This window comes from Janthinobacterium sp. SUN206 (genome assembly GCF_030587305.1).
GTDB classification, from domain to species: Bacteria; Pseudomonadota; Gammaproteobacteria; order Burkholderiales; family Burkholderiaceae_D; genus Janthinobacterium; species Janthinobacterium kumbetense.
The window spans coordinates 117,621-135,369 of the sequence record NZ_JAPWIB010000002.1; the positions used below are offsets into that span (position 1 = coordinate 117,621).

The 17,749-nt window shown below is 66.7% G+C and carries 13 protein-coding genes; 6 read left to right on the forward strand and 7 right to left on the reverse strand.

The annotated features are described in order from the left end of the window. Positions 1–138: 138 nt before the first annotated feature. The 3 genes from O3300_RS13360 (at position 139) to O3300_RS13370 (ending at position 7,039) form a co-directional block, all read left to right on the forward strand. Entirely contained in the window at positions 139–831 is a 693-nt protein-coding gene (locus O3300_RS13360; RefSeq protein ID WP_289905495.1) for an ABC transporter ATP-binding protein, read from the forward strand. A gap of 181 nt (positions 832–1,012) precedes the next feature. After that, entirely contained in the window at positions 1,013–1,300 is a 288-nt protein-coding gene (locus O3300_RS13365) for a hypothetical protein (RefSeq protein ID WP_034786045.1), read from the forward strand. Positions 1,301–1,561: 261 nt separating this feature from the next. Continuing rightward, positions 1,562–7,039, forward strand: a complete 5,478-nt coding sequence (locus tag O3300_RS13370; protein WP_305053213.1) for a CHAT domain-containing protein — start codon at positions 1,562–1,564, stop codon at positions 7,037–7,039. On the opposite strand, the gene O3300_RS13375 is transcribed toward O3300_RS13370, so the two are convergent. Next, entirely contained in the window at positions 6,972–7,733 is a 762-nt protein-coding gene (locus O3300_RS13375; protein WP_099664512.1) for a GNAT family N-acetyltransferase, read from the reverse strand. The two genes, O3300_RS13370 and O3300_RS13375, sit on opposite strands and share 68 nt — an antisense overlap. A gap of 145 nt (positions 7,734–7,878) precedes the next feature. Between O3300_RS13375 and O3300_RS13380 the strand changes: the two genes are divergently transcribed. Next, on the forward strand, positions 7,879–10,203 hold the full coding sequence (locus tag O3300_RS13380; protein ID WP_305053214.1) for an FdhF/YdeP family oxidoreductase: 2,325 nt from the start codon (positions 7,879–7,881) through the stop codon (positions 10,201–10,203). Here the strand turns inward: O3300_RS13380 and fdhD are convergent. The 4 genes from fdhD to O3300_RS13400 form a co-directional block, all read right to left on the reverse strand. Continuing rightward, entirely contained in the window at positions 10,179–11,006 is an 828-nt protein-coding gene (fdhD, locus tag O3300_RS13385; protein ID WP_289905498.1) for a formate dehydrogenase accessory sulfurtransferase FdhD, read from the reverse strand. The genes O3300_RS13380 and fdhD overlap by 25 nt on opposite strands. Positions 11,007–11,073: 67 nt before the next feature. Further along, entirely contained in the window at positions 11,074–11,781 is a 708-nt protein-coding gene (locus O3300_RS13390) for a hypothetical protein (RefSeq protein WP_305053215.1), read from the reverse strand. Between the two features lie 93 nt (positions 11,782–11,874). Continuing rightward, on the reverse strand, positions 11,875–13,332 hold the full coding sequence (locus O3300_RS13395; RefSeq protein WP_099664516.1) for a Ppx/GppA phosphatase family protein: 1,458 nt from the start codon (positions 13,330–13,332) through the stop codon (positions 11,875–11,877). Positions 13,333–13,496: 164 nt separating this feature from the next. After that, the gene (locus O3300_RS13400; protein WP_099664517.1) at positions 13,497–14,579 is read right to left on the reverse strand and encodes a calcium:proton antiporter; all 1,083 of its coding nucleotides are present in this window, start codon (positions 14,577–14,579) and stop codon (positions 13,497–13,499) included. 295 nt (positions 14,580–14,874) lie between these two features. Between O3300_RS13400 and O3300_RS13405 the strand changes: the two genes are divergently transcribed. Next, positions 14,875–15,204 carry a hypothetical protein gene (locus O3300_RS13405; RefSeq protein WP_251351213.1) on the forward strand — a complete coding sequence of 110 codons (330 nt, stop codon included), beginning with the start codon at positions 14,875–14,877 and terminating at the stop codon, positions 15,202–15,204. A gap of 6 nt (positions 15,205–15,210) precedes the next feature. Here O3300_RS13405 and O3300_RS13410 read toward each other — a convergent pair whose 3' ends face one another. After that, entirely contained in the window at positions 15,211–16,362 is a 1,152-nt protein-coding gene (locus O3300_RS13410; protein WP_305053216.1) for a diguanylate cyclase, read from the reverse strand. 37 nt (positions 16,363–16,399) lie between these two features. Further along, positions 16,400–16,675, reverse strand: a complete 276-nt coding sequence (locus O3300_RS13415; RefSeq protein WP_034757372.1) for a hypothetical protein — start codon at positions 16,673–16,675, stop codon at positions 16,400–16,402. A 154-nt stretch (positions 16,676–16,829) separates the two neighbouring features. Here O3300_RS13415 and O3300_RS13420 point away from each other — a divergent pair, with 154 nt between their 5' ends. Then, positions 16,830–17,600 carry a transferase spermidine synthase gene (locus tag O3300_RS13420; protein WP_289905503.1) on the forward strand — a complete coding sequence of 257 codons (771 nt, stop codon included), beginning with the start codon at positions 16,830–16,832 and terminating at the stop codon, positions 17,598–17,600. Positions 17,601–17,749 lie beyond the last annotated feature (149 nt).

Sequence of the window (17,749 nt, forward strand, 5' to 3'; positions counted from 1 at the left end):
CGCAAAAGTGGTATTGCCAAGCAAAAAGCATAAGCCTGTCGTATACTACACATTGCCGGCCAAACAATCCGCGCCCCTTTGCAGTTCCCAGGCCCCCCTCTCCCCCGCGTGCCTCCCTTTACGATAGCCGTTAACACCATGCTCGAATTGCGCCATCTGTCGAAGTCCTATGCCAATGCCCGTCCCGTGCTGGCCAACATTTCCTGCCGTTTCAAGGCGGGAGAATTCATCGCCATCATGGGCGACTCGGGCGTGGGCAAGTCGACCTTGCTGAACCTGATCGCCGGCCTCGATACGCCCGACGCGGGTGCCGAAGCGCACCCTATCCTGGTGGACGGCATTGCCATGTCCAGCCTCGATGACGCCGCCGCCACCCGGCTGCGTCGCGCCCGCATGGGCTTTATTTTCCAGGCTTTTCACGTCTTGCCGCACCTGACCCTGCTGCAAAACGTGGCCCTGCCGCTGCTGCTCAACGGACTGCCCCAGGAGCGTGCCGCCAGCATGCTCGAGGCGGTCGGCCTGGGCGGACGCGGCGGCGACTTTCCGCAGCAATTGTCCGGCGGTGAAATGCAGCGCGTGGCCATTGCCCGCGCGCTCGTGCACAAGCCGGCGCTGGTGCTGGCCGACGAGCCTACCGGCAACCTCGACCCGGACACGGCACACGGCATCCTGCAATTGCTGCGCGCCGAAATCAAGGCCAACGGCAGTTGCGCGATCATGGTCACGCATTCGCTGGCCGCCGCCGAAATGGCGGACAGAACCATGATATTGACCAAAAGCGGACTACAAAATACAACAATCGTCAACCAAATTGATCAAACAATCAGTTAATTTAACTGACCATCTGTCACAAGTTTTGTTATCGTAGTATTATTGAAAACACTTGCCTGGTTATCAATGTTTTAACGCGAATGTTGTACTACGTCACCCAGACAGCCGTACTGCAATGACGAACTATAGCCGGGACCACCCAAAGTGGTCTCGTCCCTTGCATAACCTGAAGGAGGAGTAAATGAACGTTCGGCAAAAGAAGCTGGAAATGATTGAAGCGATGAACCGGGCGCGTGCGCTCGAACCATCGAGTTTTGTGCCCAACAAGCTGCTCGACACCCTGATCGAGAAGATGAACCTGAAAAATGATGCGGAACTGTGCCGTGTACTGGAAGTGCAGCCTCCCATCATCAGCAAGATTCGTCACGGCAAACTGTCGGTCGGTGCAACGATTTTATTGCGCATGCATGAAAAATCGGACATCACCATCCGCGAACTGAAGGAACTGTCCGCCACGCCAGTCCATTGAGTTACCCGCTGTTGTAATGCCATGCCAGGCACCCAGGTTCCCGGCGCCATGAACTTTTGCCATACAATTCGCGTAGTTCGTTCACCGCACCGCATCCGGACACGATAGCGAAGAGACCCAGCCCAAACCATGCTGACCGTTTCTCTGCCTTCCAGCGCCCTCCCCGCTTCTCCCCTGCATTTCCACTCAAACTTGATCTGACACAACACGCATGGTCCGCGCAGGCATCAAGGTCAGCTTTTAACCAGCGATCCCAACCGCATGTCCAGCGATCCCCTTGCGCCGCCCGTGCTGCGCCTGACGCTCACGCGCGATCCCCTCGCCAGCGCCGGCGATTGCCCCGCCGCACCCGGCTGGCATAGCCAGACCCACGTGCTGTCCGGCGCGCGCGGCATCGGCAGTTGCCGCATCGCCCTCGATATCGGCCCGGACGACGTCGTGCAACTGCTGCTGTGCGACGGCAGTTCGCTGCTCGCCGGCAGCCTGGACCTGCCACGCTACCTGGGGCCGGCCACGCTGGCGCGCGACGGCGCGCCCGCCAGCATCGAAGTGGGACTGGCCTTGCGCCCGCAGGCGGCGCGCCCGCCGCCGGGCGCCAGCCGCGACGGCCTGGGCGCGTGGATGCTTCGGGCCGTGCGCGTGTACCGCTGCGGCGGCGCCGCCATGACGGCGCTGGCGGCGGCGGGCGCCTTCCAGGACCGCCAGCTGGAACAACGCCTGGGCCTGTACCGCTGCGGCATCGAGGCGGGCAGCATGACGGCCGTCGCCAGCCTGACCGCCGGGCCGGAACCGCTGCTGCTGCTGTTGCACGGCACGGCTTCGTCGACTCAGCGCAGCTTTGCCGGCCTGTGGCGCAACGGCCTGGCGCCGCAACTGGCGGCGCAGTACGGCAACCGCATCTATGGCTATGAGCACCGCAGCCTCAGCGACAGCCCCATCGAGAACGCGCTGGCCCTCGTGCGCCAGTTGCCGCACGGCGCCGTGCTGCACCTGCTGAGCCATTCGCGCGGCGGCCTGGTGGGCGAATTGCTGGCGCGGGCGCAGCGCATCGACAGCCGCGGCGCCGTCGACCTGGCAGGCGACGGCCTGGAGCGGCTGAGCGAAAACACGGTGGGCGGCGAAGCGTTCAACAGCCACGATATCGACCACTTCACGGCGCAGGCGCGGCTGGGCGGACGCGGCGGCTACGACGGGGATGCGGCGCGCCTGCGCGACTTGAGCATGGAGCTGAAGACGCGCGCCATCCGCATCGCCCGCTTCGTGCGCGTGGCTTGCCCGGCGCGCGGCACCACCTTGATGTCGGGCCGCCTCGACCGCTGGGCCAGCGCGATGTTCAACCTGCTGCTCCACGGCGGCCTGCCCGACGGCGCCATGGCCTTCCTGCTGGCCGTGGTGCAGCAGCGCTGCGACGCGCGCATCCTGCCGGGCCTGGAAGCGATGATGCCCGACTCGCCCCTGGTGGCGCTGCTCAATGCGCCCGACGTGCGCGTGGCCAGTCCGCTGCATGTGCTGGCCGGCGCGTGCAGCGGCGATGGCCTGCTGGGCTGGCTGGGCGACTGCCTCGACGACCAGCTGTATGGCGGGCAGAACGACCTGGTGGTCAATTGCGCCTCGATGGCCGGCGGCGCCACGCGCAGCACCCCCGTGCGGCAACTGCTGCTGCGCGGGCCGCACGCGCACCACCTCAACTATTTCGAGCGCGCGCCGTCCGGCCTGGCCGCCGTGCAGGCGCTCACCGGCGACGAGACCGCCTACCTGCCGCTGCCCGGCATCGAGCACGGCCCGCTGGCGCGCGGCGGCGAAGTGCCGAAGCGGCGCGCGCACGCGCCCATCGTGCTGCTGCTGCCCGACATCATGGGCAGCCACCTGCAAGTGGGCAGCAACCGCATCTGGTTCGACCCCGTCAACCTGGTCGAAGGGCGCATCGAACGCCTGGCCGTGGGCCAGCCGCACATCGTCAGCGCCGGCTGGGTCGAATCCTGCTATGAACCGTTTGCCCGCTTTCTCGCGCAAAGCCAGGAAGTGCGGCCCTTTGCCTATGACTGGCGCTTGTCGCTGCAGCACTCCGGCAACGCCTTCCTGCCCGTGCTCGACGAGGCCATGCGCGACGCCGAACAGCGCGGCCAGCCGCTGCGCATCGTTGCCCACGGCATGGGCGGGCTGGTGGCGCGCCTGGCCCTGAAAGACCGCTGGCAGCGCTTCGGCGCCCTGCCCGGCAGCCGCCTGCTGCAGGTGGGCACGGCCAACCGCGGCACGCAGGCGATGGTGCAAGTGCTGCTGGGGCGCGACCGGCTGGTGCAGATGCTGGCGTGCTGGATAGGCTGGAAGCACACGCGGCGCCAGTTTCTCGGCTTCGTGCGCGCCTTTCCCGGCGTGCTGGACATGCTGCCGTGGCCGCAGCCGGGCGGCATCGATTATTTCGACGCCGGCGCGTGGGCGCAGCTGGCCGCCGGCGACGCGCAGGCGGGCCTGCCCGGCGGCTGGCAGGCGCCCGAGGCACAGGCGCTGGCCGCGGCGCGCGCCACCGTGGCCCTGCTGGAAGCGGCCCCGCCCGACGCCCGCCATTGCAGCTACCTGGCCGGCTGCGCCGACACGCCGGTGGCGCTGCGCCTGCGCGACGGCGGCATCGAGACAGCCTGGTCGCCGGACGGCGATGGCCGCACGGCCTGGCAAGGCGCGGTGCCGGACGGCGTGGCGGCCTGCTACCTGCCGGTGGCGCACGGCGACCTGCTGCTGCAAAAGGAGTACTACCCGGCCATCGCGCAACTGCTCGACAGCGGCCAAGGCACGGGCCTGCCGCGGCACCCGCCGCACGCGCCTGGCGGTGCCCCGCCCCGCTTCCATCCGTACGCCCCCGACGCCACGCCGCTGTACCCGCAGCCGCAGGAACTGCTCGACGCCGCCCTCGGCGCCGCCGGCCCCGCCATCGCGCCGGAGCGCCGCGCGCCGCAGCTGAGCCTATCCATCATCCACGGCAGCATGGCCTCGGCCGACGCACCCGTCATGAGCGGCTGCTACGCCGCCGAATCGCTGCGCGGCAGCATGAGTTTTCTCGACCGCCTGCTGGCGGGCAAGCTGCAGGAAATCCACGCGCTGGGACGCTTTCCGCAGCGCCCCGACTCCGCCCTGGTGGTGCTGCAGCCCGATGCGGCGCGCCGGCCCGGCGGCGCCATCGTCATCGGCCTGGGCGCGCTGGGCGAGCTGACGCCGGGCGAACTGGCGCGCGCCTTTGCCGGCGGCCTGCTCGAATACGCGTGCGTCTGCCTGCAGGTGCGCGCCGCCGGCCATGCGGCCGCGCCGCCGATGGGCGAGCACGGCTTGCGCGTGGCCAGCCTGCTGTCCGGCTCCGGCTATGGCGGCTTGAGCATCGCCCTGTGCGCGCGGGCCCTGCTCGACGGCGCGCGCAGCGCCAACCGGCGCCTGGAAGACGCGGGCATGGCTTGCCGCATCGGCCATATCGCCATCTACGAACAGTCGGAGGCACGCGCCATCGCGGCCGCCATGGCCATCGAACAGATCATGGCCGAGGCGCGCTACCAGGGCAGCTTCACGTTCGAGCAGCGCATCCGCCACAGCCCCGGCGGCTACCGGCGCATCTTGCCCAGCCTGAGCGGCGACAATGGCTGGCGCCGCGTACAGATCGTCGCCGCCGACCTCTCCGGCGCCCTGCGCTTCACCGTGCTGACGGACCGCGCCCACAACAGCGTCGACGAAGAGCCGAACCAGCGGCAAGCCGTCGATGGCCTGATCATGGACGCCACCGACAACACCACCGACCAGCCGGGCCTGTCGCGCGCGCTGTATGAACTGATGCTGCCCAATGGCCTGAAGGCGGCCATCCCCGAGATGCGCGGCCTGATCCTGGCCGTCGACCAGAGCGCCGCCATCTATCCGTGGGAGCTGATGCGCGACGAGGCGGGCAGCGAGGAAAGCCCGCTGTCGACGCGCATCGGCATGGTGCGCCAGCTGGCCAGCCTGCGCGAGCAGCCATCGGCCGTCAGCCCGCCCAGCAACAGCGTGCTGGTGATCGGCGACACCGATTCCGGCCTGCCCGAGCTGCCCGCCGCGCAGGCCGAGGCGCAGGACGTGGCGCGCATGTTCGGCGCGTACGGCTACCAGGTGCGCGAGCTGCTGCGCCCGCAGGCGCAGCGCGTGCTGGTGCATCTGTTCGACGAGCGCTATTTCGCCATCCACCTGGCCGGCCATGGCGAAGTGGCCGGCCCCGGCATCGCCCATACGGGCCTGGTGCTGGGGCCGAAGACGCGGCTGACGGCGGCGCAGGTGGGCAAATTGAAGCGCGTGCCGCAATTCGTCTTCATCAATTGCTGCCACCTGGGCGACATGCGCCCGGACGCCATCGCGCCGTGGTCGAAGCTGGCCGCCAGCCTGGCCACGGCCTTCATCGAAATGGGCTCGCAGGCGGTGATCGCGGCCGGCTGGCGCATCGACGACCAGGCGGCCAGCATCTTCGCGCACAGCTTTTATCACGCCATGCTGAGCGGCGAATATTTCGGCGACGCCGTGCGCCTGGCGCGCGAGGCGGCGTACCTGCAGTTCCCGGCCTCAAACACCTGGGGCGCCTACCAGGCGTATGGCGACGACCGCTACCGCTTTCCGAACACACAGAGCCGGCCCTGGCAAGCGCCCGACTACCACTACCACGGCCACCTGCTGGCCGACCTGGAAACCCTGCACGCGCGCCTGGCGGGCGCCGATGCGGCGCGCCGCGCGGCCATCGAGGAAAAGCTGGGCAGCATCGAGGAAGCCGTGCGCGCCCGCTTCTTCGGCTGCGCCGACATCCGCGAAAACATGGCCGCCACGCGGGCCGGCCTCGGCGGCCTGGAGAACACCCTGCGCGCCATCGAACACTACCGGGCGGCGCACAGCGCGGCCGACGGCAAGGTGGGCTTGCGCGCGCTGGCGCACTGGGCGGAACTGGAAATACGCCAGGGCGCGGCCCTGTGCGGCCTCGATGCGGGCGCCGGCATCGAGGTGCCGGCCGTGCCCGATCTGGCGCAGGGACGGCAGTTGCTACAGGATGGAAAACAGCATATCGACCTGCTGGTGGCGCTGGCGCCCACGGCGCAGCGCCTGGCCCTGCTGGGCCGCTACTGGGCCTTGCAGGCGCGCCTGGCCTGCCGCGCTGGAAGCTCCGGCGCGCCGGCCCTGCGCGCCATGACGGATGCCTGCCTGGCCGCGCTGGAAGAAGCGCGGCGGCGCAGCGGCGTGGCCGACTGCGACCTGATTTTCCAGGTGCTGGCGGGCGCCCTGCTGTTGAAAGCCCATGGCGACAGCGGCGCCTGGCGCGCGCTCGATCCGCAGCTGGGCGACCTGCTGCACGACGCCATCGCCTATGCGCGCCAGCGCCACGCGGACGAACACCGCGCCATCGACGCCGGCGCCCCCGTGCGCGCCGCCCTGCTGGCGGCCCTGTGGCAGGCGCCGGACGGCCAGCCTTTCGACGCCTCCGCGCGCACCGCATTCCTGGCCCTGTACCACGACGCCGTGCGGCGCCACGGCAGCATCGGCGAACCCGAGGCGATCACGGCGCCGCTGCGCTTCCTGCTCGAACTGCTGCCACCCGACGGCGCGGAGAGCGGCTTGCGCAGCGCCGTGCAGGCGCTGGCCAGCCAGCTGCAGGCCTCACTGCCCGGCATTCACTTCAATAGCCTTAACCAGGCACCACGCCATAGTGGCGCGCATAGCGCTCGTCCAGATTCGCCAGCGGCATCATCATGAACATGTCGGCGCTTTCGAAATCAGGGTCCCACGCCGGTTCGCCGCAAATCCAGGCGCCCGAACGCAGATAGCCCTTGATCAGCGGCGGCACCTGCGGCTTGTGCGCCGCTTCCACCTGGTGGATGGGGAAAGGCAGGTGCGGCGTGACGCGGTATTCGCTTGGGGCCATGTGCTTTTCGGCCAGCGCCTGGTACACGGCGACGGCGTTATGGCCGCCATCGGCCAGGCTGATGCTGGCGCAGCCGACCAGGTAGTCGCAGCGCTCGCGGCGCATGTACTCGGCCAGGCCGGACCACAGCAGCATGATCACGCTGCCGCCCCGGTATTTCGGGTGAATGCAGGCGCGGCCCGCTTCGACCATGCGTCCGCGCAGGTTCTTCAGGCGGCTCAGGTCGAACTCGTTTTCCGAATACAGGCGGCCGATCTTGGCTGCCTTTGCCGCGCTCAGCACGCGGTAGGTGCCCACCACTTTCAGGGTATCGGCGTCGCGCACGATCAGATGATCGCAGTGCGCGTCGAATTCGTCGCTGTCGAGGCCATCGGCGTTGGCCAGCGACGTCAAGCCCATGGTCTCGATAAACACCTTGTAACGCAAACGCTGGACTTCGCGCAATTCCGCCGCGGTCGTGGCCTGGCTCAGCACCAGTTGGACCGGCCGGGCCTTGGCTTCGTTTGATGCGACTATGTTCTGCATGGTTTCATCCCCTGTGATCAAGACGACTCCAGCGTACTTGTCTAATATGTCAGGAAAATGACAGCCGAATGTCATTTCCATGACGCAAGTCAATGTCATCCGGGGATCGTGCATAATTACCACACTCGCCCAGCCGAAAGAGCCCATGAAAGACCAGGACGCACCGCACATCACGCCCTACACCAGGCCGGCCGCCGGCTGGGACGCCTTGAAACACGTGGCCATCAGCCTGCGCCAGGAGCGCGTCGCGCCCGGCAACCTGAAGGCGCTGCTGGCGCAAAACCAGCCGGACGGCTTCGATTGCCCCGGCTGCGCCTGGCCCGACCGCGACCACGCTTCCACGTTTGCCTTTTGCGAAAACGGCGCCAAGGCCGTCGCCGCCGAAGCGACCAGCCGCCGCGCCGGACCTGAACTGTTCGCCAGCCATACCGTCACGCAGCTGCTGGCACAGTCGGACTACGCGCTAGAACAGCATGGCCGCCTGACGGAGCCGATGGTGTACGACGCCGCCAGCGACCGCTACGTGCCGATCTCCTGGGATGACGCCTGCGCCCTCGTGGGCCGCCACCTGCGCGCCCTGGCCAACCCGAACCAGGCCGCGTTCTATACGTCGGGCCGCGCCAGCAACGAAGCGGCCTTCCTGTACCAGCTGATGGCGCGCCTGTACGGCACCAACAACTTCCCCGACTGCTCCAACATGTGCCACGAGGCGACCAGCCGCGGCTTGCCGGCCACCGTGGGCATCGGCAAGGGCACGGTGACCCTGGCCGACTTCGAACTGGCCGACACCATCCTCATCTTCGGCCAGAATCCCGCCACCAACCACCCGCGCATGCTGGGCGAATTGCGCGACTGCGCGCGCCGCGGCGGCAGCATCGTTTCCATCAATCCCCTGCGCGAGCGGGGTTTGCAGCGCTTCATGGACCCGCAAAGCGCGCTGGAAATGGCAACCCTGGGCAGCACGCGCCTGGCCGGCCTGTTCGTCCAGCCGACCCTGGGCGGCGACTTCGCCCTGATCAAGGCCGTCGCCAAGCGCGTCGTCGAACATGACGATGCGGCGCTGGCGGCCGGCAAGCCCGCCGTCATCGACCACGCCTTCATCGCTGAACATTGCAGCGGCTTCGACGCCTTCCGCGACGACTTGCGCATGGAAAGCTGGGAACTGCTGCTGCGGGAGTCCGGCGTGGCGCGCGTGCAGATCGAGGCATTGACGGACATCTTCGTCAAGGGCCAGCGCATCATCGCCACCTGGGGCATGGGCTTGACGCAGCACAAGCACAGTGTCGCGGCCATCCGCATGCTGTCGAACCTGATGATGTTGCGCGGGCAGATCGGCAAGCCGGGCGCCGGCCTGTGCCCCGTGCGCGGCCACTCGAACGTGCAGGGCGACCGCACGGTGGGCATCGAGGAAAAGCCGACCAGGGCCTTCCTCGACCGCCTGGGCCAGGTGTATGGATTCGAGCCGCCGCGCGCGCATGGCCACGACGTGGTGGCCACCATCGAAGCCATGCAGCGCGGCGACGTCAAGGTATTCATCGCGCTGGGCGGCAATTTCGCCGCCGCCACGCCGGACACGCCGCTGACCTTTGCCGCCCTGCGCCAGTGCGCGCTGACGGTGCAGGTGGCCACCAAGCTCAATCGCAGCCACCTCGTCATCGGCAAGGAAGCGCTGCTGCTGCCCACCCTGGGGCGCACGGAAATCGACTTGCAGCACGGCGTGGCGCAGGGCGTGACGGTGGAAGACTCGATGAGCATGGTGCATATCTCGTACGGCCGCAATGCGCCCGCTTCGCCGCAGCTGCGCTCGGAAGTGGCCATCGTGGCCGGCATGGCCGAAGCGACGCTGGGCAGCGCCCTGGTGGACTGGCGCACCTATGCGGCCGACTATGCGCGCATCCGCGACGATATCGAAAAGGTATTCGACGATTTTTACGACTACAACGCCAGGGTGGCGCAGCCGGGTGGCTTTCACCTGACGGTGGCGTCGCGCGAGCGCGTGTGGAAGACGGCCAGCGGCAAGGCCAGCTTCCTCGTCGCCCCGCTGGACCTCGATACGCCGCTGCACCGCGCGAAACAGCGCCATGGCGAGCGCCTGATGGTGTTGATGAGCACCCGCTCGCACGACCAGTACAACACCACCATCTACGGCATGGATGACCGCTACCGCGGCGTGTACGGCACGCGCAAGGTGGTCTTCGCCAGCAAGGAAGATATCGCCATGCTGGGCTTTGCCGATGGCGAGCTGGTGGACCTGATCGGCGCCTGGGACGATGGCGTGGCGCGCCGCGCCGACGGCTTCCGTCTCGTCGCCTACGACATCCCGCGCGGCTGCCTGGGCGCGTATTATCCGGAAACGAATGCGCTGGTGCCGCTGGCCAGCACGGCGGACGGCGCCGGCACGCCCACGTCGAAGTCCGTGCCAGTTTTGCTGGAGCGCAGCGGAAGCTACAAGGTGATGCCGGGCGTGTAATCGACGTACGCATCCTGGCGGCAGAAACCCACCAGCTTCATGCCCGCCTGCGTGGCGATGGAAATGGCCAGCGAACTGGGGGCGGAAATCGTCGCCAGCAGCGGAATCTGCATGCGCGCCGCCTTGCGCGCCAGCTCGTAGCTGCCGCGGCTGGACAGGAAGACGAAGCCGCGCCGCATGTCCGCCCCGCTCAGTGCCAAATGGCCGATCAGTTTATCCAGGCCATTGTGGCGGCCGACATCCTCGAAGACGTGCACGATATCGCCGTCGGGTGTGCACCACGCAGCCGCATGCACGCCGCCCGTTTCGCGCATCAACGCCTGGTGCGCGCGCAAGCCGGCGGAGGCACGCGCCAGGGCGGCCGGCAGGTCGACATGGATCAGGGCCGGCGGCAGCGCCTGCGGCTGCAAGTCCAGCATCTCGATGCTGTCGATGCCGCACACGCCGCAGCCCGTGCGGCCCGTCAGCTGGCGGCGCCGGTCCTTCAGGCGCACGAAATCCTCCTGGGCGATGCTCAAAGCCACTTCGGCGGAGTCGGGACGCAGGAACACTTCGCAATCGAAGATGGCGCCGGCGGAAGCGACCACGCCTTCCGTCAGCGCGAAGCCATAGGCAAACGCTTCCAGGTCGCGCGGGGTGGCCATCATGACGACGTGGGAAATACCATTGAAGACCAGCGCGACGGGGACTTCCTCGGCGACACGGTCGATGGCTGGGGTAGAGACGCCCGCCTGGTGGCGGACGATGGCGCGCTCGACGAAGCCGGCGCGTTCGATATCTGTATCTTCTGACATGGCAACCATGGGGGAACTATCACAGGCCCCATGGTAAACCAGAATGGACAGGCAGGGGCGGCCCCTGCCCGCGCCATCAATCCTTCTTCGGGCGGCCCGTTTTCAGCTGCGGCAGGCCAGCCAGCACGTTTTGCAGGGTCGCCAGGTCGATCTGGCTGATCAGCGCCACGCCGATGCGCAGCAATTCGCTTTTCTTGATCTCGAAACCGGCCTTCAAGCAGGCTTTCTTGACCTGGCCCAGGACTTCGTATTCCGCTTCCGGCATGGTGAAGCTGTCGCGCACCAGTTTCGGCTTGCGGGCTTTTTCCTTGACGGCGGCGACCTTGGCAACCGGCGCCTTTTTCGCTGGCGCAGGCTTGGCGGCCGCCTTGGCTACCGGTTTGGCGGCGGCTTTCGCGGCCGGCTTGGCGACGGTCTTCACCGCAGGCTTGGCGACAGCTTTCACGGCTGGCTTGGTTGCCGGCTTGACGGCGGCTTTGACGACGGCTTTGGCTGCAGGCTTGGCAACGGCGGCCTTCGCTACCGGCTTGGCGGCTGGCGCCTTCGCCGCGGCTGGCTTGGCCGCCGCTGGTTTGGCCGCCGCTGGTTTGGCTGCCGCTGGCTTGGCGACTGCCGGCTTGACGGCGGCTTTTGCCACAGGCTTGGCGGCTGGTTTCGCAGCTGGTTTAGCGGCGGGCTTGGCAGCCGGGGCGGCCTTGGCCGCTGCCGCATTGATCGAAGCGCTGGTAGGGAACATCGATACGGGCGCGCTGTCGGCTTTTTTCGCTGGGACGGTTTTGGTCATGGATTTTCCAATCTATTAATTAATATAAACAATATATACTGTTTTTTGAAATCTTGCTTGCTGCACATCAAGTCATGTGCACGACATGACCTCCTAGGCGCTGGCGCGGATGGTGAAATCGACCCCGACCTCATCCCAGAATTCCTGCTCCTTCTCGATCCAGAACGACACGGTGGGATGGTGCGCCACCCAGCCGCGCTTGATATCGAGTTCGATGCGGCTCTTCATGCGCAGGCGCAGTTCGCTGAAATCGGCTTCGATGCGCGCATGCATGAGCAGGATCGACAGGCGCAGCGCCAGCACGGCCTTGGCGAAATCGGGATCGGACAGCACTTCGCCGATCTTGCGCAAGTTGCCCTTCTGCGCCAGGATCAGCCGGCTCATGGTCTTCTGTTCGCGCGTGGTAAAACCGGGCAAGTCCGCGTTCTCCACGATATACGATGCATGCTTGTGGTAGCCCGTCTGCGACACGACCAGGCCCACTTCGTGCAGCAGGCTGCTCCAGCGCAGGGATTTCACCAGGGCGTCGGACGTGGGCTTGAGCTGCGCATACATGGCCAGCGCCTGCTCGGCCACCCGGCCGGCGCGCTGCTGGTCGATATGGAATTTCTCCATGCAGCCCTGCACCGACTGTTCGCGGCGGTCGCGCTTGGTCGAGCGCAGGTACAAATCCCACATCACGCCCATGCGCAGACCCGCCTCGATCGGCGTCATGACGGGAATGGCCAGTTCGCGGAACAGGCCGATCAAGATGGCCAGGCCGCCGACGATGGTGCTGGCGCGGTCGGGGCGCAAGCCGGGCATGTCGATGCGGCTGGTGTGACCGAGCTCGATGAAGCGGCGCGCCAGTGCGTCGAGGCTGGCGCTCGTCAGCAGGCCGTCGCCCAGCTTGTTGCGGGCGATGATGTCGGCGATGGTGCGGATGGTGCCGGAAGAGCCGTAAGCCGTCTTCCAGTGCTGCGGGCGGTACGGCGGCGCGGCATCCTCGAAATGGCTGCGCGCCGACAGGATGGCCGCCTCGAACGACGGCGCATCGATGCGCCCGCCGATGAAGAACGACAGGCTTTGCTTGACGGTGCCCAGGCTGAAGGACTCGACGCGCTCGATATCGTTGCCGCGCCCCAGTATCAGTTCGGTCGAGCCGCCGCCGATATCCATCACCAGCCGGCGTTCGCCGGGAATGGCCAGTGCATTGGCCACGCCCATGTAGATCAAGCGTCCCTCTTCCTCGCCCGAGATGATCTCGATCGGATGGCCGATGGCTTGCTCGGCCAGCGGCAGGAAGACGGCGCCGTTGCGCGCCACGCGCATGGCCGACGTGGCCACCACGCGCACGGCATCGAGCTCGAAGCCGGCGAGAATGGCGCGAAAGCGCTGCAAACAGGCCAGCGCGCCCTGCATGGCCGCCTCGGTCAGGTCGCCATTGGCATCCAGGCCGGCAGCCAGGCGTATCGGGTCGCGCACGCTCTTGACCACGCGGATCGTGTCGCCATCATGCTTGCCGACGTGTAAACGAAAACTGTTGGACCCCAGGTCCACCGCTGCATACATACTGGCCTCTTGTCTTGTCATTACTGTGCCAACTGAAAAAGTTGGCAAAATCAGTTACTAAACTATATAAATCATTTAAACGATTTAAAAATCCTACCACACTACCCTCATCGTATGACAGCGGCGTGACAGGATTGTGACAAAACGGCGGCCAGCCGTGGCGCTTACGGCACGATGGTGGTAAATAAATAAACGGCGAAAATCACCAGGTGCACCGTACCCTGCATGACCGTGGTGCGGCCCGTGCCCAGCGACAGGGTGGCCACCATCAGCGACAGCAGCAGCAGCACCGTCGACTTGATATCGAGACCCAGGGTAATCGTCAGGCCCGTGGCCAGCGACACCACCACCACAGCCGGAATAGTCAGGCCGATGCTGGCCAGCGCGGAGCCGAGCGCCAGGTTCAAGCTCGTTTGCAGGCGATTCGCGCGCGCCGCACGTACGGCGGCCAGGCCTTCGGGCAGCAGCACGATGGCGGCGATGACGATGCCGACCAGGGTTTTCGGCGCGCCCATGGCGGCAATCGCCGTCTCCAGCGCGGGCGCCAGCGACTTGGCCAGCAGCACCACGGCGCCCAGGCACACCAGCAGCGCGCCGGCGCTGACCCAGGCGACGGTGGGCGTGGGCGGCGCCGCATGCACCTCTTCATCGCCGACGGCTTCCTTGGGCAGGAAGTAATCGCGGTGGCGCACCGTCTGCACCAGCACGAAGGTGCCGTACAGGACCAGGGAAATGACGGCGATGAAGATCAGCTGGCTGGAATTGTAGAAGGGGCCGGCGGCGCTCGAGGTGTAGTTCGGCAGCACCAGGGTCAGAACGGCGATGGCCGCCAGGGTGGCCAGCGAAGCGCTCACGCCCAGCAGGCCGAAGCTCTGCTCGCGGTGGCGCCCGGCGCCCAGCAGCAGGCAGATGCCGACGATTCCGTTCAGGATGATCATGATGGCGGCAAACACGGTATCGCGCGCCAGGCCCGTCGTTTCCGGTCCGCCGGCCAGCATCAGCGAGACGATCAGCGCCACCTCGATCAGGGTCACGGCCAGCGCCAGCACCAAGGTGCCATACGGCTCGCCGATGCGGTGCGCCACCACTTCCGCGTGGTACACGGCGGCCAGCACGCTGCCGATCAGGCCAGCCACCAGCAGGATCTGGTAGGCGCCGCCGACATTGAAGGTGGAACCGAACAGGAACAGCCAGCCGGCAACGGGGGCGGCAAGCGGCCATACAGGCAGGGATTTGAGCATTTTCATTATGGGCCTGGCAAGAGTAAGAAAGAGGAACTGCGGTGCGGACGGCACAGGGCAGCCTGGCGTGCGCTCGATAGCATAACTTGCTTAGCTTAAATGAAAGTTAGGGAATGCACGCGTTCGGGCAGCGGCGCCCCGCGCCTTGCTCACCGTTCGAGCGCCTTGCTGTGATGCACCTGCTTGCTACCAGTAACTATAGTCCCTTTGGTAACATGCCGTTGCAATTTTCTTGTGTTTTTGCTTCCGGCTGGCATCATAATGCCAGGTCCGCCCTCGCGGCACCGACCAAGGACAGACCATGATTTCCGTAAACAGCGCCGCCATGCGTGCGTTCATCCTCGCGGGCAGCTTGCTGAGCGCCGCCGCACACGCGGACACACCGCCAGCGCAGGTCGACGCGAACTGGGCCACCGCGCCCGCGCCGGCCGCAGAACCAAGGTGGCAAGACAGCCTGCCGCCCGCGCCGCCAGTGGAACCACGCGAAGAAAAGATCCTGCCCAAGAGCGAATGGCTGACCGTCGAACCGATGAAGGCGCCTGACCATCGCTGCGATCCCGGCCTCGATGCCTTGTTCTTGCCCAAGGAATGCGGCAAGGAACCCAGCTGGCTCGGCTCGCGCAAGAAGTAAGCGGGCTTACACGTCCAGCGTACTGGCGCCTTGCGCCTCGACGACGCGATTGCGGCCCGCCTGCTTGGCCGCCTGCAGCGCCTCGTCGGCCCGCTTGAACAGGCTGACGGCGCTGTCTTCGGCACGGATGGTGGTTACGCCCAGGCTGGCCGTCAGTTGCAGCACGGCGCGCTCCGTCTTGACGGGCAGCACTTCGACGGCGGCGCGGATGCGCTCGGCCACCATCAGCGCATCGGCCAGGGTCGTGCGCGGCAGCTGGATGGCGAATTCGGCGCCGCCCAGGCGGCCCATCAGGTCGCTGTCGCGCAGCTGCTGGCGGCAGGTGTCGACGATGGTTTTCAGCACCGCGTCGCCCACCGGATGACCGTAGCTGTCGTTGACTCTTTTAAAGTGGTCGATATTGAGCACCACCAGCGCCGTCGGCAAGCCGGGCCGGCGCGCCAGCGCCATCCACGGCGCCAGCGCCTGGTAAAAGCCGCGCCGGTTCGGCACGCCCGTGGCCGCGTCGAGCACTTCCAGGCGCGCCAGTTCGCCGCCCAGCTTTTCACGCGACAGCAGCAGATAGCCGAAAGCGTTCGTCAGCATCATCAAGTACAGCGCGCCGAAGCCGGCCAGCTGCATCAATTCCGCGTCGAAACCGGGCACGGCGGCGGCCAGCACGCCGCGCGCGGCGATCAGCAGCGACAAAATGCCCATGCTGACGACGAGGAAGCGGCGCAGCATGCTCGCCTCGCGCCATTTCAGGCACAAGGCCGCCACGCCGGCGAGGAAAAAGCCGGCCACGATCAGCGAACCGCCGGCGCTGCGCAGCAGCGGCGCCACGTCGAACAGATAGCAGGCGGCGAACAACGTCACCGACAGCCCCAGCGCCGGCAGCACGGTGCGGCGCCAGCCGCTGCGCCCGGCCGCCTGCCACAGTGCGCCCGCATCGAGCGCCATGCCGGCAAACAGCAGGCTGTTGCCCAGCAAGATGGAGAGAAAATCGGGCAGCACGCCGCGGAAATACAGCAGGCACCAGGCCACGGCCTGGCATTGCTTGGCCACCGCCCAGGTGGACATGCTGAGCGACTTCTTGCGCTCATACTCGAAGAAGAACAGGGCCGCGCACAGGCTCAGGTTGCCGAGCGCCAGGGCCAGTACCAGGGTCTTGATATCCATGGGCTACGCCGTCACCGCGCAGGCGCGGCAGGCCAGGTCAGATTTCGTGTTCGACATTGGTGCTGCCGTCGCCGATCTTGCTGGCCCACGCCTGCACGAAATACTGTTTTTCCACCTCGCTGGGCGCCTCGTGCCAGAAGACGATGAGGGTGCCCTTGTGGTCGTGGATTTGCGCCACTTTTTCAATGAAGCCGACGTTGGCGGCCTGGTCGGCCAGCGCCGCCGCGTAGCCGTACACGCGCGTCAAGCGCTCGATGCGGTCGGGCTCCGTAAAACTGTTCGTCGCCGTAATGATGGGGTGATCCAAAAACATGCTTGTCTCCATGGTGCCCGACTGCGCGGCCGTGCCGCCGCGCGCCGATATACGCATGCTCGGCGCGGATTAATCGGGTATGCTCACGGGAGCTTATCAGATTTCTCTGAATGCAACAAAGCATCTCCCCCAGTCCACTCAGCGAAGTCGTCCCATGCCGGAAAACAGAAGCACTACCCCGCTTGCCCCGCAGGTGCATACCTGTGGCGACCGGCGCCGCCTGGAATTCCAGCCCGGCATGATCCAGAGCGAAATGCTGCTGTCGCGCCCCGACCATCTGCTGCTGCGCTATGCGCGCGCCATGATGTGCTTTACACTGTTCGTGCCCCGTCCCCGCCACATCCTGATGGTGGGACTGGGCGGCGGTTCGCTGCTGAAATTCTGCCACCGCCACCTGCCCGACACCCGCATCACGGTGCTGGAACTGCGCGCCGACGTGATCGCCCTGCGCGAGCAATTCATGCTGCCGCCCGACGACGCGCGCCTGCGCATCATCGAGACGGACGCCGTCAGCTATATCCGCCAGCATCCGGGCTGCGCCGACGTGCTGCTGCTCGACGGCTATGACGAAACGGGTTTGCCGCCGGCACTGGGCAGCGCGCGCTTCTATGCGGACTGCCTACGCGCCCTGCTGCCCGGCGGCGTGCTGGTGGCCAACCTGTTCAGTTATGACGAACACTACCCCGCCATGCTGGCGCGCCTGATGCTCACCTTCCGCGGCGCCGTGTGCCACTTCGACGGCATCGCCGGCAATAACCGCATCGTCTTCGCCGCCAGGCCCGGGCAAGGCGCCGACGGCCGCGCCGTGCGCGTGGTGCGCCTGGTGCGCTGGCGCCGGGTATGCGGCCTGGCGTTCCTGAACCGCTGGCTGCCGGCATGGCAGTTGTGGCGCTTGCGCCGCCGGTCAGGCGCGGGCAGCGACTGAAAGTCGTCTTCCCCGGTCATAGATATTGTTGCTTATTAGCAGTAATTTGGTGCAAAATCCGCATGATGGATGTGGTTTATGACAAACTACCGCCTGCGTGGGGCCGGCAGGCGCCGCCGAACCCAAGTGTCCATGAAGTGAGATAGGAA

Excerpts from the sequence above, each read along its gene's own strand:
- fdhD (WP_289905498.1), bottom strand. The coding sequence starts at position 11,006 with ATGGTTGCCATGTCAGAAGATACAGATATCGAACGCGCCGGCTTCGTC.
- O3300_RS13375 (WP_099664512.1), bottom strand. The coding sequence starts at position 7,733 with ATGCAGAACATAGTCGCATCAAACGAAGCCAAGGCCCGGCCGGTCCAA.
- O3300_RS13380 (WP_305053214.1), top strand. The coding sequence starts at position 7,879 with ATGAAAGACCAGGACGCACCGCACATCACGCCCTACACCAGGCCGGCC.
- O3300_RS13410 (WP_305053216.1), bottom strand. The coding sequence starts at position 16,362 with ATGGATATCAAGACCCTGGTACTGGCCCTGGCGCTCGGCAACCTGAGC.
- O3300_RS13360 (WP_289905495.1), top strand. The coding sequence starts at position 139 with ATGCTCGAATTGCGCCATCTGTCGAAGTCCTATGCCAATGCCCGTCCC.
- O3300_RS13390 (WP_305053215.1), bottom strand. The coding sequence starts at position 11,781 with ATGACCAAAACCGTCCCAGCGAAAAAAGCCGACAGCGCGCCCGTATCG.
- O3300_RS13370 (WP_305053213.1), top strand. The coding sequence starts at position 1,562 with ATGTCCAGCGATCCCCTTGCGCCGCCCGTGCTGCGCCTGACGCTCACG.
- O3300_RS13400 (WP_099664517.1), bottom strand. The coding sequence starts at position 14,579 with ATGAAAATGCTCAAATCCCTGCCTGTATGGCCGCTTGCCGCCCCCGTT.
- O3300_RS13420 (WP_289905503.1), top strand. The coding sequence starts at position 16,830 with ATGCCGGAAAACAGAAGCACTACCCCGCTTGCCCCGCAGGTGCATACC.
- O3300_RS13415 (WP_034757372.1), bottom strand. The coding sequence starts at position 16,675 with ATGTTTTTGGATCACCCCATCATTACGGCGACGAACAGTTTTACGGAG.
- O3300_RS13365 (WP_034786045.1), top strand. The coding sequence starts at position 1,013 with ATGAACGTTCGGCAAAAGAAGCTGGAAATGATTGAAGCGATGAACCGG.
- O3300_RS13395 (WP_099664516.1), bottom strand. The coding sequence starts at position 13,332 with ATGTATGCAGCGGTGGACCTGGGGTCCAACAGTTTTCGTTTACACGTC.
- O3300_RS13405 (WP_251351213.1), top strand. The coding sequence starts at position 14,875 with ATGATTTCCGTAAACAGCGCCGCCATGCGTGCGTTCATCCTCGCGGGC.